At 43.3% G+C, this 14,942-nt stretch carries 7 protein-coding genes, 2 tRNA genes and 3 rRNA genes; 2 read left to right on the top strand and 10 right to left on the bottom strand.

Annotated elements, in window-relative coordinates; genetic code table 11:
* Positions 1-76: 76 nt before the first annotated feature.
* Complete coding sequence (locus L0B17_RS08475; RefSeq protein WP_235089277.1) at positions 77-1,570, bottom strand: MATE family efflux transporter; 1,494 nt, start codon at positions 1,568-1,570, stop codon at positions 77-79.
* Between the two features lie 84 nt (positions 1,571-1,654).
* Positions 1,655-2,503, bottom strand: a complete 849-nt coding sequence (locus L0B17_RS08470) for an ion transporter (RefSeq protein WP_235089276.1) — start codon at positions 2,501-2,503, stop codon at positions 1,655-1,657.
* Positions 2,504-2,659: 156 nt separating this feature from the next.
* Here L0B17_RS08470 and L0B17_RS08465 point away from each other — a divergent pair, with 156 nt between their 5' ends.
* Together L0B17_RS08465 and L0B17_RS08460 are read left to right on the top strand one after the other, a co-directional pair.
* Entirely contained in the window at positions 2,660-3,163 is a 504-nt protein-coding gene (locus L0B17_RS08465; protein WP_235089275.1) for a L,D-transpeptidase family protein, read from the top strand.
* A 40-nt stretch (positions 3,164-3,203) separates the two neighbouring features.
* On the top strand, positions 3,204-3,767 hold the full coding sequence (locus L0B17_RS08460; RefSeq protein WP_235089272.1) for a VOC family protein: 564 nt from the start codon (positions 3,204-3,206) through the stop codon (positions 3,765-3,767).
* 450 nt (positions 3,768-4,217) lie between these two features.
* Here L0B17_RS08460 and L0B17_RS08455 read toward each other — a convergent pair whose 3' ends face one another.
* The 8 genes from L0B17_RS08455 to L0B17_RS08420 all read right to left on the bottom strand — a co-directional run bounded on the left by L0B17_RS08455 (position 4,218) and on the right by L0B17_RS08420 (position 14,898).
* Positions 4,218-5,066: a M23 family metallopeptidase gene (locus tag L0B17_RS08455; protein WP_235089271.1), complete on the bottom strand. Its 849-nt coding sequence runs from the start codon at positions 5,064-5,066 to the stop codon at positions 4,218-4,220.
* Positions 5,067-5,143: 77 nt separating this feature from the next.
* Positions 5,144-6,016 (bottom strand): 6-carboxytetrahydropterin synthase, encoded by an 873-nt coding sequence (locus tag L0B17_RS08450; RefSeq protein WP_235089270.1) that lies wholly within the window; start codon positions 6,014-6,016, stop codon positions 5,144-5,146.
* 263 nt (positions 6,017-6,279) lie between these two features.
* On the bottom strand, positions 6,280-8,709 hold the full coding sequence (locus tag L0B17_RS08445; protein ID WP_235089268.1) for a sensor domain-containing protein: 2,430 nt from the start codon (positions 8,707-8,709) through the stop codon (positions 6,280-6,282).
* Positions 8,710-9,305: 596 nt separating this feature from the next.
* Positions 9,306-9,421: ribosomal RNA gene (gene rrf / locus L0B17_RS08440) — 5S ribosomal RNA — on the bottom strand.
* 158 nt (positions 9,422-9,579) lie between these two features.
* A 23S ribosomal RNA gene (locus L0B17_RS08435) occupies positions 9,580-12,481 on the bottom strand.
* Between the two features lie 490 nt (positions 12,482-12,971).
* Positions 12,972-13,047: transfer RNA gene (locus L0B17_RS08430), tRNA-Ala, on the bottom strand.
* 142 nt (positions 13,048-13,189) lie between these two features.
* A tRNA-Ile gene (locus L0B17_RS08425) sits at positions 13,190-13,266 on the bottom strand.
* Positions 13,267-13,354: 88 nt separating this feature from the next.
* Positions 13,355-14,898 (bottom strand): 16S ribosomal RNA (locus tag L0B17_RS08420).
* The 16S, 23S and 5S rRNA genes sit together here with 2 tRNA genes alongside, the layout of an rRNA operon.
* Positions 14,899-14,942: the final 44 nt, after the last annotated feature.

Below are 14,942 nucleotides of genomic sequence, written 5' to 3'. Positions count from 1 at the left end.
AATTCAGTACCCAGTATATTGATAAACCACTGGGTATTGAATGAATCTGCATCAAACTTACGTACACTCATTAGGCTTAAGTGGGTTTAGGTTTATCATCTGTTCCACCTAATTGCTTACACAGGGGCTCATCATCTAACTGAGCCATTTGAGCAGATGCTGATGACAATGGTGAAGAGATAGTTGTGCTGTTTAAAGGTAACGCTTCTGGTTTAGTAAAAACCTGCGCAGACAATTCAGCTATAGCAGTATGTGATAATTTATCCACTAATCGGTAGGCCATTATCACCCTGGCAATACCAAAAATAATTGAACCGATTACCTGACCAATTAATACGCCGTAAACATCGCCCCACAGCGCGCCAAAGTAGACAAATGGAATCGTACCTATCGTTGCTTTACCCACATTAAAAAAGGTCGAGTATTTAGCTTTGCCCAAGTTATTGAAAGAGGCATTGGCGACAAACAAAATTCCCGAAAAAATGAAAAACACGGCGATATACTGACAAAAGAACAATATCAGCTCTGCTGCATCACCCTTCATATCAAAACCACTGACAATGTGATGACGAAGTAAGAATAAAATGAGCGATACACTGACAACATAAATCACACAGAACTGAATCGCTTTATTCAAACTTTGTTTAACTCGCTCGAATTCATTAGCCCCAAAATTCTGTCCGACAATCGGCCCGACGGCTCCGGATAACGCAAAAATCATCCCAAAACTAACCGGGATCAACCGGCCTAAAATAGCCCAACCAGCGACATAACTGTCACCAAAATCAGCAATAGCACGGGTCACTACCGCATTGCCTATTGGTGTTGCTATATTGGCTAACATTGCTGGTCCTGCAATCGCAAAAATAATCGGTAAATCTTGCTTGAACTCATCAAAGTTAAATTTGCCAACCAGCTGATGCTTAATCAAAACCCCATGCCCTGCGATAAACAAGACTGCAAAGCGTGATAAAACCGATGCAATAGCGGCGCCTTCTATTCCCATAGCGAATACAAAAATAAAAATCGGATCGAGTACCGCATTAACGCCGCCGCCAGTTAATGTCGACATCATCGACAACTTGGCATCACCTACTGCTCGAAGCGCTCCGCCCAGTGCCATAGCAAGACAAATTACCGGTAACGATGGCACTAATATATATAAATAACTTTGTGCAAGTTCAGCGGTATAACCTTTGGCACCTACGAGGTTGAGTAACTCAGGGATAAAACTAATAATGATCAATGCCACTAACACACTGATAATGAATGTCACCACGGCACTGTTTAAAAATAAGCGTTTTGCTTGAGCACTGTTTTTTCCCCCTATTGATCTTGAAACCAAAGCACCTACTGCAATAGATAATCCGATCCCAATCGAGGTGGTAAAAAATGAAATGGTGCCAGCATAACCCACTGCAGCCGCAAGCTCTTGCTCACCAAGTAAACTTAAAAAAAAGATATCTAATAAATCGACTACAAATAATGCTGAAATCCCCACCGCGGCAGTAGAACTCATCACTAATATATGTCGTAAAATCGGACCTTCTACAAACTTGGCTGTGGTCATGTATATCCTCTTAAATGATCGCGATTAACTTATACGACTTTATTGGGTTTATACAGCATTATTTGGCCTATAAAGAACAAAACATTATGGCTGAGTTAACGAGGCCAGCGATTCCAGCTCACTGCCACAGTGATTACAAAACTGGGCATCATTATCATGACCTTTTTTGCCACAATTACTGCATTTACGCAGATCGCGTATTTTGACCATTTCTTGAGAAATTTCGGCAGTTAAAATACCAGTAGGAATGGCGATGATTGAATAACCGATCAACATGGTTAACGCAGCAATAGCTTGCCCTAGCGGCGTTTGTGGAGTGATATCGCCATATCCCACTGTGGTTATGGTAACAATAGTCCAATACATAGATTTAGGAATTGAGCTAAAACCGTTATTAGGGCCTTCAACTACATACATAACCACGCTTAACACTAATATTATCAAGCTCACCGAAAAGAAAAATATAAACACCTTTCGACTTGATTGCAGCATGGCTTTTAATAATAAATTACCGTCGGCAAGAAAGCGCAGTAGCTTTAATACTCTAAATACCCTAAATAATCTTAATACCCTAATCGCCAGTGCAAAATTTGCCCCAGGAAATACCAATGCCAGGTAACTTGGCAAAATAGACAATAGATCAACTATGCCAAAAAAACTGCGGGCATAATGTAAGCGATTCTGCGAACAATAAAGCCTTAGTGCGTATTCAAGGGTAAATATGATGGTAAATATCCATTCACCAATGAGAATCAGTTCACCATAATCAGCATGTAAACTGTCAATAGTATCTAAGCTTATCAGCAATATACTCGCGACAATTGAGAGTAAAAGCGCAATATCAAACGCTTTACCCTCAGCAGTATCAGTGCCAAAAATGATAGTTCGCAAACGCTGTTTTAGCGGCGAGTCTTCTAAGTGTGCTTCGTTCATACCCGTTTAGCTCAAGCCCTGAAAAAAGATATCTGACATAACCATACCATTTACAAACGGATAACGTTAAAATCATTTCAATTAACTGATTAGCCGAGTGAAACAGCTAATTTACACGCTTTATAAAAATAATAATATTCATTATACGGAGATATCATGCACTTGCGTTATTGGTTTTTCGCCCTCAGTATTACTTGCCCATTTTTTGCCAGTGCTTCTTCAGTTCAGCCACATGCTAAAATCGATTTAGTGGTGGTCAATAAGTCCGAATCTCGTATGTCAATTATGCGCGATGGCAAAGTATTAAAAACCTACGTTATTGCAATGGGAGATGCCCCACAGGGACATAAATTAAAAGAAGGCGATCAACGTACGCCGCAAGGACGATATGTTCTTGACTATAAAAAACCTGACAGTGCATTTTACAAATCTATCCATATTTCATATCCCAATGATGAAGACAAGCTTCGTGCGCAGGCTTTAGGTATTAGCCCTGGGGGAATGATAATGATCCACGGTCAAAACCCTCGCTCATCGATGTCACCTGAAGAGGCGCAAAAATACAACTGGACTAACGGTTGCATTGCCGTAACCAATAAAGAAATGGATGAATTGTGGCGCATGATTGATGAAGGCACGCCCATTGAGATTTGGCCATAGTCAACAGGCCATCTAAACAACCCAAGCCTTTGGACTCTTTATGAATTACAGCATTTTACAACATACTTGGCCAAACTTTAGCTTACAAATCCAAGCTTTTATCAAGCAGCTTGGATTAACCTCGCTGTCGTTAGCTTGTGATCACGCCGCTTTACGTGTCAATAATAACCAAACCGCCCAAGCACTTGCAGATGAGTTTGCTCAGCAAGGTAAAATTATTTCAAATAATATGATTAATGGTCGCCCCATTTTAATCATTAAACTATCTGAACCTTTGCTGATGGGGACCACAGCTATTGCCTGCGTTGAACTGCCCTTTCCATCAGATAAAATGTATCCAGTGGAAGGTTGGGAGCATGTGGAGTTAGTTTTTCCGTCAAATGCGCAAACCTGTGATGATTTAGCATCCCAGTTAATAGCGAAAATACCGCAACTTGCAGCTGTAATAGCGGGGGAAACGAATATAAAGGTTAAACTTAGCTCTCCTAAAGGTGATAACGAGCGTTTGGCCAACCCCACCATCGCGTTTAAGGCGAATGGCATTTGTGTCAAAGTACATACTCACGATATTCAAAAAATTATCGACAGTGAACAAGCGAACTAGGCCTGTTGATCTTTGCTGGTTGAATTTTGTTCGAGTTAAAAACGTTTTAATTGAAGCGAATGGATTGATGCCTAGACATCTAAGCAACTCTTTATTCACACAGATGCATTCAACAAAGAGTAAAACGTTTTTAGCCAACCCTTTCGTGCAGCGTTTGTTAATCGTTTTTACTGCGTTATCGGCTTTTTATATAGAATAACGACACCACAAAGTCTCTGACTTGTACAAATGACCAACTATTCGCTGTAAAAAAACCTTGAAAGATCAACAAGCCCTAACCTTTTACGGTTATTGGTGAACTAACAGGCGACTAAGCTTCGCTCTGTAAAGTGGACCTTCTAGGCTTCGCTCTGTAAAGTGGACCTTCTAGATACATACCAATAAAAAAGGAGAACCTCTGAGTTCTCCATTTTTAACAATCTTATTAATGCTGTTTAGCCTATCAAAGCATTATTTTTTAGCTGCTTTTTCCGCAGCTAACACACTCGACATCGATGGCACGATAGAGACAGGATCTAAACGCATTTGAAACCAGTTCAAACGCCAATCTAAATGTGGCCTGGTCACGCGGCCTGTTGCACCAATTTCAGCCAACTTTTGACCTTGAGTGACTTTATCGCCAACCTTTGAATATAACTTACTTAAATGTAAAAATGTCGAACTGACACCATAACCATGATCAATAATCAACGTGCCACCCGAATAAAACATATCTGCTACTGCTAAGGTAATCACGCCGTCAGCAGGAGACACAACCACGGTACCGGTTGGTCTGGCAACATCAACGCCAAAATGTGGGTTACCTGGCACATCGTTATACACACGCTGACTGCCATATACCCCAGAAATTCGACCGGTTGCAGGCCAAATAAAGTCCTGCATAAAAGCGTCTTGTTCAATAAAGGTTTCACGGGCAGCGAAGGTTTGCTTAGCATCTTCAGCGGCACGTTTTTGCGCAACCGGATCAGGCTTCATAATGGTGGTACTAATACCGGTAACACGATCAATTTTATATTCACGGCTAGCGACTTTAATAGGCTTAAGCTCAGTTAATCCTGTTGGATAGGTCACCTCTAACATTTGCTCAGCTTTAGCATCACGATCAAAACCTATAGCGAATTGCCCTTTCGGTGTAACCTTTATCAATTCACCATTGAGCTTAATAGCACTACCTACAGGCACAGTGCCGCGCACTAATGCACCTTGTTCAAATTGACCTTGGAAGGTAATTTCAGCGCTAGCGGTAGAAATAAGCACACTTGATAATAAAGCACAGCAAGCTAGCGCGGACAATTTCATCGTACTCAATTTATGGTTTCCCCAAATAACAAACAGCTATATAACAAATAATGATGACTTTTATCTATTGCTAAAGTCTATCCTCTGACAGCAATAGCACCTTTGCCAATGCCTTCATAGGCAATCACTTTAAAATGACTTTCAGGCACTTTAGCCGCCAAAGTGACTGCCATATATTCGGCCAGCAACTCAACTGTGGTGTCATGGGGAATAATATCGCAACAATTTTTAGGCATGGCTAACTGAAAATCTCCCTGCGGCGCGACATAATGAAAACCGTAATGGGTATCATCTGTGACATTAGCTTGTTTTGATAATTGAAGATCAGCAATAGGGACAATATCTTCTTCAGTGCCTAAATAAGCATCATGCCAGCGCTCAGCCCAATATTCGTCCCATTTAGGCGCAGCAATACCATTTTCAAATATGGTCACAGGGCTACGATGGCCATGGGCAATGCGCTGACAATTACCGTCATGCTTACGCAAACCGTGGCTGTAATGATAATAAGGCGTACTCAGCACTTCATTACGTAGCGTTATGTTAATATCTTGCACATTATCAGGTAATGCTTCGCGAAGGGCTTTTTGTAAAAAGTCATTCACACTTTCAAAATCGATGACTTCTGTTGGTATTAACGCAAAGGCTTGCGATGGGCAAGCCAAATGAATATCGCCTTTTTGACTGGCAAAATCCATCCATACTCTGTCACCCTGCTGTTGCCATCTAACTTCGCTACACGCCGTTGGAATTAACAAACGGTGATCGGCAACATCATCAATAGTATTTTTAATGGTTTTTTTGACTTTAGAAAAATCAAGCACCATATTTTGTTCGTCTAATCCACCATCAAGCAGCACATCAACAATCCAGCTTTCGCCGATCATACCGCGAATTGGGCAAAGATAAGAAAAGTCGATTACGGTTAAATCTTTTACAAACAGTTGCATTAAAGCTCCTAGGCGGAAAAACAGTCCACCTCAGTGTGAATCAGTTCCTATTAGCAAATGGCCAAAGGACTATGAGGACAACATTCTAAACAAAAGTCACTCTATGAGCGAGTAAACATAAAATATAAACCCAAAAAACCATAAGATAAGTCTTATGTAGGTTAATCAGCAGCAGATTTAACGGGGTCGGCATACAACTCATGCCAAAAATGATTATTAGTGAATCAACTTTGTATAGAACTAATCATTTTACGGTTAACCAGCTAAAAAAAATCGTCTAAATCAGCAGCTAGTTTAGGTTTACTGTACAAATACCCCTGAGCAAAATCACAACCACTATCGCGTAAAAATGTCGCTTGCTCTTCCGTTTCAACGCCTTCAGCTATTATCTGTAAATTCAAAGCATGACCAAGTGCAATAATCGCTTTTGCAATCGCGGTATTATTCACATCAGTTGGAATATCGCGTACAAACGATTGATCTATTTTTAAGATATTTAACGGTAATTTTTTTAAATAATTTAACGAAGAATAACCTGTGCCGAAGTCGTCAATACTGATAGTAATCCCCATAGCAGACAGTTGCTTAAGATCCTTAATGACCTCAGCTTGATTATTCATCATACATGACTCGGTTATTTCAAAATCTAAGTAATTAGCTGATAAACCAGAGGTTAATAATATCTGCTTCACTTTGTCGACAAAATCACTTTGCTGTAACTGTAAGCTGGCCACATTGACAGAGATCCGACTAAATTTATTACCTTGCGCCAGCCAATTAACCCCTTGTATACACGCTGTTTTTAATACCCATAACCCAATATCATTAATTAAGCCTATTTTCTCAGCTAGCGGGATAAACTCTGAAGGCGGTATATTACCAAGCACTGAGTCTGTCCACCGGATCAAAGCTTCAAATCCTTGAGTTTGACCATTAGACAAATTTATTTTAGGTTGATAAACAAGATAAAAGTCATTATTAATAATGGCTTGATGTAATGCTGATTGTAATTTTAACTGCTCAATTGACTCTATTGTCATGCTCTCGTTATAAAAAGCATAACTATTGCGTCCGTTCAATTTGGCACGGTGCATAGCGGCGTCAACATTGCGAAGTAACCCATTGGCATCTACCCCATCATTAGGATAAATAGATATTCCAATACTGGCGGTCAAACGAATAGACGGTGAGTTATCAACAATAAAAGGTCGTTCAAAAACTCGTCGTAATTGACTAATACTTGATAGAACAGAATCTGTGCCTGAAATATTGGGTAATAGCACAACAAATTCATCACTGCCCAGACGTGCCAAAATATCAAAGTCCGATAAAGCGAAAGATAATCGCTTAGATAATTCGACAATAATGTCATCGCCAATCAAATGACCTAAACTTTCATTAATATTTTTAAAAAAATCGATGTCGACGCACAATACCGCTAGTTGCTTGTTATTTCGTGCGGCATGATTTATTTCTTGCTCAAGATTAGTCACAAATTGCATTCGGTTGGGTAGATTAGTCAGTGGATCGACATAGGCTAAATTTTTAAGTTTTTCTTCGGTTTGTTTCAATAGAGAAATATCAGCAAAAATTCCCACAAAAAACTTCACACTGTTGTCTTGATCATAAACAGCACTGATGGTTATAGCTTGAGGAAAAACAGCACCATTTTTACGCCGATTCCAAATTTCACCATGCCATTTACCAAAAACTAGTAAGGTATTCCACATCTTGGAAAAAAAGCTCTTACTGTGTCTACCAGAACTTAACATACTAGGACTTTTACCTTTAACCTCATCCAGTTGATAACCTGTGATATCCGTAAAGGCCTGATTAACATTACAGATCAAACCTTCAGCGTCGGTAATTATGACCCCTTCAAGTGAATTCTCAAACACACATGCAGCCAGCATTAATTGCTCTTCAGCAGCTTTATGCTTGGCGATATTCCAGGTAAACCCCAAAACCCCAATCGCCTTTCCAGCACGATAAATAGGCGATTTAACCGTTTCTAACCACACCTTGTTAGTTGATAAATCAAAGTCTTCGCATTCAGCAACAATAATACTTTTTCCAGCTGATATAGCGTGTTTATCACTTTCAATAAATAAATCAGCGGTTCGTTTATCAAAAATCTGATGATCTGTCTTACCAATAATATCAAACTTACTTTTTTTCCATGTTTTTTCCGCACTATGATTACACGACAAATAATACCCATCAGTACTTTTAATCCAAATATGTTCATCAAATGAATCAATAACTTCTTGAACAATAAAATTCTGATCTCGCACAGTATCATTGGCGGTTATGGCCAGTAAATCTGACTCAAACTGGCTCACTAATAAACTAAATAATAAGCTATTAGCCTTTGAATCATCATCAATAGTAAAAACAGCGAATACATTGTTATACAGCGCCGGAAAAAATAATGACGAAAAATGTACAAAAGGAGTTATATCGATATTTTCGGACAGTAAACCTGATGCATAACTATCAATTGAAAGCAAAGGGGACAACTTCTGATGCAAACAATCTTGTTGTGATACCGACAATGAATTAGATGATATTATCTTAGGAGCCCATACTGACACCTCATCATTAAAGCACATAACAAAATGTGCATCGGTTAATGTATTCAATTTCAGTAGCTTATCTTGCCAAGTATGCACTAGGTCAGCTAATTGTTTCACAATATTTGTGTCCGTGATCAGTTTATAGTAGTAAATAAATACAGTGGGTATCTTTAGTATAATAGACATAATTGCAAATGATAGACATAAACAGCCAGTTACGTTAATAACGGGCTTATCACTCTCTTTTCAGAGAATGTTTCGAGTCAATTTGGCGCCTGGAAATGACCTATCCTTATATGGGCATATCGGCCACACTACTTTTATGCTCAAATGCTATCCTCAAATCGCAGACGTAAAAAAGCCCGTTACATCGGTAACGGGCTTATCACTCTCTTTTCAGAGAAATGTTTCGAGTCAATTTGGCGCCTGGAAATGACCTATTCCCACATGGGCATATCGGCCACACTATTTTTATGCTCAAATGCTATCCTTAAATCGCAGACGTAAAAAAGCCCGTTGCGTTAGTAACGGGCTTATCACTCTCTTTTCAGAGAAATGTTTCGAGTCAATTTGGCGCCTGGAAAGACCTACTTTCACATGGGCATATCGGCCACACCACTTTTATGCTCAAATGCTATCCTCAAATCGCAGACGTAAAAAAAGCCCGTTACATTAGTAACGGGCTTATCACTCTCTTTTCAGAGAAATTTGGCGCCTGGAAATGACCTACTCTCACATGGGGAGACCCCACACTACCATCGGCGATACTGTGTTTCACTTCTGAGTTCGGAATGGGATCAGGTGGTGCCACAGCTCTATGGTTTCCAGACAAATTTGGTTTATTCAACGCTATCATTAGCATTAAATAATAATTCGGAAAGCTGATTTGCTTACGCCCTTATCAGAGCTTTGCTTATTTGAGTTCTCGCACTGCTTAAGTGTCCCATCCTAATACTAAGTCGTATCAGTAAAACCCATCTGGGTTGTATGGTTAAGCCTCACGGGTCATTAGTACAAGTTAGCTCAACGCCTCACAACGCTTACACACCTTGCCTATCAACGTAGTAGTCTCCTACGGCCCTTTAGAGAGCTTAAAGCTCTAGGGATGACTCATCTTGGGGCTCGCTTCCCGCTTAGATGCTTTCAGCGGTTATCGATTCCGAACGTAGCTACTGGGCAATGCCATTGGCATGACAACCCAAACACCAGCGGTTCGTCCACTCCGGTCCTCTCGTACTAGGAGCAGCTCCCCTCAATCATCCAACGCCCACGGCAGATAGGGACCGAACTGTCTCACGACGTTCTGAACCCAGCTCGCGTACCACTTTAAATGGCGAACAGCCATACCCTTGGGACCGACTTCAGCCCCAGGATGTGATGAGCCGACATCGAGGTGCCAAACACCGCCGTCGATATGAACTCTTGGGCGGTATCAGCCTGTTATCCCTGGAGTACCTTTTATCCGTTGAGCGATGGCCCTTCCATTCAGAACCACCGGATCACTATGACCTACTTTCGTACCTGCTCGACGTGTATGTCTCGCAGTTAAGCTGGCTTATGCCATTGCACTAACCGTACGATGTCCGACCGTACTTAGCCAACCTTCGTGCTCCTCCGTTACTCTTTGGGAGGAGACCGCCCCAGTCAAACTACCCACCAGGCACTGTCCTCAACCCCGATAAGGGGCCAGAGTTAGAACATCAAAACTACAAGGGTGGTATTTCAAGATTGACTCCACTCCATCTAGCGACGAAGCTTCAAAGTCTCCCACCTATCCTACACATGTAGGTTCAATGTTCAGTGCCAAGCTATAGTAAAGGTTCACGGGGTCTTTCCGTCTAGCCGCGGGTATACGGCATCTTCACCGCAATTTCAACTTCACTGAGTCTCGGCTGGAGACAGCGTGGCCATCATTACGCCATTCGTGCAGGTCGGAACTTACCCGACAAGGAATTTCGCTACCTTAGGACCGTTATAGTTACGGCCGCCGTTTACTTGGGCTTCGATCATGAGCTTCTCTTGCGATAACCCAATCAATTAACCTTCAAGCACCGGGCAGGCGTCACACCGTATACGTCATCTTGCGATTTTGCACAGTGCTGTGTTTTTGATAAACAGTTGCAGCCACCTGGTATCTGCGACTGCCGTCAGCTTAGGGAGCAAGTCCCATCACCAACAGCAGCGTACCTTCTCCCGAAGTTACGGTACCATTTTGCCTAGTTCCTTCAGCCGAGTTCTCTCAAGCGCCTTGGTATTCTCTACCCGACCACCTGTGTCGGTTTGGGGTACGATCCCTACTAACCTGAAGCTTAGAAGATTTTCCTGGAAGCATGGCATCAACTACTTCATCACCTTAGTGACTCGTCATCAGCTCTCAACGTGTACATTTAAGTACGTGTTCCCGGATTTGCCTAAGAACACCGCCTACTACCTTAAACGCGGACTACCAACGCCGCGCTAGCCTAGCCTTCTCCGTCTCTCCATCGCAGTTAGCAGAGGTACAGAAATATTAATCTGTTTTCCATCGATTACGCCTTTCGGCCTCACCTTAGGGGTCGACTCACCCTGCCCCGATTAACGTTGGACAGGAACCCTTGGTCTTTCGGCGAGGGAGTTTTTCACTCCCTTTATCGTTACTCATGTCAGCATTCGCACTTCTGATACGTCCAGTGTGGGTTACCCCTTCACCTTCAACCGCTTACAGAACGCTCCTCTACCGCTTGCAGTAAACTGCAAACCCGTAGCTTCGGTGGTATGTTTAGCCCCGTTAAATCTTCCGCGCAGGCCGACTCGACTAGTGAGCTATTACGCTTTCTTTAAATGATGGCTGCTTCTAAGCCAACATCCTAGCTGTCTAAGCCTTCCCACATCGTTTCCCACTTAACATACACTTTGGGACCTTAGCTGACGGTCTGGGTTGTTTCCCTTTTGACAACGGACGTTAGCACCCGCTGTCTGTCTCCCGAGTAGTACTCATTGGTATTCGGAGTTTGCAAAGGGTTGGTAAGTCGGGATGACCCCCTAGCCTTAACAGTGCTCTACCCCCAATGGTATTCGCTCGAGGCGCTACCTAAATAGCTTTCGAGGAGAACCAGATATCTCCGAGTTTGATTGGCCTTTCACCCCCAGCCACAAGTCATCCGCTCATTTTTCAACATAAGTCGGTTCGGTCCTCCAGTTGATGTTACTCAACCTTCAACCTGCCCATGGCTAGATCACTCGGTTTCGGGTCTACGCCTTGCAACTAAACGCGCAGTTAACACTCGGTTTCCCTACGGCTCCGCTATTCGCTTAACCTCGCTACAAAACGTAAGTCGCTGACCCATTATACAAAAGGTACGCAGTCACGGTCTCAAGAACCGCTCCCACTGCTTGTACGTATACGGTTTCAGGTTCTATTTCACTCCCCTCACAGGGGTTCTTTTCGCCTTTCCCTCACGGTACTGGTTCACTATCGGTCAGTCAGGAGTATTTAGCCTTGGAGGATGGTCCCCCCATATTCAAACAGGATGTCACGTGTCCCGCCTTACTCGTTTTCATCTATGGTTAGTTTTCATGTACGGGGCTATCACCCTGTGCCGCTGTGCTTTCCAACACATTCCACTAACACCCCATAGACTTAAGGGCTAATCCCCGTTCGCTCGCCGCTACTAGGGGAATCTCGGTTGATTTCTTTTCCTCTGGGTACTTAGATGTTTCAGTTCCCCAGGTTCGCCTCATGCAGCTATGTATTCACTGCATGATGACCACTTATGTGGCCGGTTTCCCCATTCGGATATCGTTAGCTCAAATGCTTATTACTAGCTCGCCAACGCTTTTCGCAAGTTATTACGTCCTTCATCGCCTCTGACTGCCAAGGCATCCACCGTATACGCTTAGTCACTTAACCATACAACCCAAATGAGTCTTTCTTTTTTCGCTTGTTACTCATCTTATTATGCTGCGTTTTCAGTTTCACGATTCAATCATGTAGCGCTGCTACACTCATTCGTCGTTCAACTTCAAGCCTTGCCTAATAAGCGATTAACTGCGCTTAGTTTCTTTTATTGCTAAAAGAGCCTAAGAAAAACAGGGTCATATTGTGACCAGCTGGTTTTTACTTGTCTCACTCCCGACCAGGAAGTGTGACTCGCCTTAGTTTTTAGAATATTCAAGACACTTAAACAGTGTTTTGAGAACTCAAGTGTTAATACTTTCGTATTAACGTTTTTCGCACTAACATAATCACACAAACGACAACGAATCATCATCTATGCGCCTTTAGTTAGTACTATCAGCTTTCCAAATTGTTAAAGAGCGGGCTTAAAAAAGCCAAAGATAAATTTTTCACTTATCTTTGGCATCTCTGACCAATGTGTATGTATTTCATCTAAGATGAATGGTGGAGCTATGCGGGATCGAACCGCAGACCTCCTGCGTGCAAGGCAGGCGCTCTCCCAGCTGAGCTATAACCCCTTTACATACAGCGAGAATTTATGTTCACCTTCTAAGAAGGTCAGCCAATTTATTTGGCTTGCCAATCATTTCTAATCAAGGCGGATGATGACGACATTTAGTTCACTAAACGAGTTATCTTCCAACGCAGAGTAGGAAAGATTGGTGGGTCAGAGTGGACTTGAACCACCGACCTCACCCTTATCAGGGGTGCGCTCTAACCAGCTGAGCTACAGACCCAACATAATTTCTCTTTCTTTCTATCAAGTAATCTGTGTGAACACTCACATGCATCTCTGCACTTTAGGTATTGAGTTAGTCGTATAGGTAAGGAGGTGATCCAGCCCCAGGTTCCCCTAGGGCTACCTTGTTACGACTTCACCCCAGTCATGAACCACAAAGTGGTGAGCGTTCTCCCGAAGGTTAAACTACCCACTTCTTTTGCAGCCCACTCCCATGGTGTGACGGGCGGTGTGTACAAGGCCAGGAACGTATTCACCGTGACATTCTGATTCACGATTACTAGCGATTCCGACTTCATGGAGTCGAGTTGCAGACTCCAATCCGGACTACGACGTACTTTGTGAGATTAGCTCCACCTCGCGGCTTTGCAACCCTCTGTATACGCCATTGTAGCACGTGTGTAGCCCTACTCGTAAGGGCCATGATGACTTGACGTCGTCCCCACCTTCCTCCGGTTTATCACCGGCAGTCTCCCTAAAGTTCCCGACATAACTCGCTGGCAAATAAGGATAGGGGTTGCGCTCGTTGCGGGACTTAACCCAACATTTCACAACACGAGCTGACGACAGCCATGCAGCACCTGTCTCACAGTTCCCGAAGGCACAATCGCATCTCTGCAATCTTCTGTGGATGTCAAGAGTAGGTAAGGTTCTTCGCGTTGCATCGAATTAAACCACATGCTCCACCGCTTGTGCGGGCCCCCGTCAATTCATTTGAGTTTTAACCTTGCGGCCGTACTCCCCAGGCGGTCTACTTAATGCGTTAGCTTGGGAGCCCAGTGACTAAGTCACCAAACTCCGAGTAGACATCGTTTACGGCGTGGACTACCAGGGTATCTAATCCTGTTTGCTCCCCACGCTTTCGTGCATGAGCGTCAGTCTTTGTCCAGGAGGCCGCCTTCGCCACCGGTATTCCTTCAGATATCTACGCATTTCACCGCTACACCTGAAATTCTACCTCCCTCTACAAGACTCTAGTTCCCCAGTTCCAAATGCTATTCCTAGGTTGAGCCCAGGGCTTTCACATCTGGCTTAAAAAACCGCCTGCGCACGCTTTACGCCCAGTAATTCCGATTAACGCTCGGACCCTCCGTATTACCGCGGCTGCTGGCACGGAGTTAGCCGGTCCTTCTTCTGTAGGTAACGTCACAGTAACCGTTTATTAAACGCCTACCTTTCCTCCCTACTGAAAGTGCTTTACAACCCGAAGGCCTTCTTCACACACGCGGCATGGCTGCATCAGGCTTTCGCCCATTGTGCAATATTCCCCACTGCTGCCTCCCGTAGGAGTCTGGGCCGTGTCTCAGTCCCAGTGTGGCTGATCATCCTCTCAGAACAGCTAGGGATCGTCGCCTTGGTGAGCCATTACCTCACCAACTAGCTAATCCCACCTAGGTTCATCCAATCGCGAAAGGCCCGAAGGTCCCCTCCTTTCCCCCGTAGGGCGTATGCGGTATTAGCAGTCGTTTCCAACTGTTATCCCCCTCGACTGGGCAGATCCCTAGGCATTACTCACCCGTCCGCCGCTCGCCGGCAAAGATAGCAAGCTATCTTCCCGCTGCCGCTCGACTTGCATGTGTTAGGCCTGCCGCCAGCGTTCAATCTGAGCCATGATCAAACTCTTCAATTAAAGTTTTTTTGTTCGACTACGTCGAACGACTCAATGAATTCTAC

It is taken from the genome of Shewanella sp. OMA3-2, from assembly GCF_021513195.1.
Classification (GTDB): domain Bacteria; phylum Pseudomonadota; class Gammaproteobacteria; order Enterobacterales; family Shewanellaceae; genus Shewanella.
This window is presented reverse-complemented; position numbering and strand designations above follow the sequence as displayed.

Bases quoted from the DNA above. Each gene is read 5' to 3' on its own strand.
- L0B17_RS08475 (WP_235089277.1), bottom strand. From the start codon at position 1,570: ATGACCACAGCCAAGTTTGTAGAAGGTCCGATTTTACGACATATATTA.
- L0B17_RS08470 (WP_235089276.1), bottom strand. From the start codon at position 2,503: ATGAACGAAGCACACTTAGAAGACTCGCCGCTAAAACAGCGTTTGCGA.
- L0B17_RS08465 (WP_235089275.1), top strand. From the start codon at position 2,660: ATGCACTTGCGTTATTGGTTTTTCGCCCTCAGTATTACTTGCCCATTT.
- L0B17_RS08460 (WP_235089272.1), top strand. From the start codon at position 3,204: ATGAATTACAGCATTTTACAACATACTTGGCCAAACTTTAGCTTACAA.
- L0B17_RS08455 (WP_235089271.1), bottom strand. From the start codon at position 5,066: ATGAAATTGTCCGCGCTAGCTTGCTGTGCTTTATTATCAAGTGTGCTT.
- L0B17_RS08450 (WP_235089270.1), bottom strand. From the start codon at position 6,016: ATGCAACTGTTTGTAAAAGATTTAACCGTAATCGACTTTTCTTATCTT.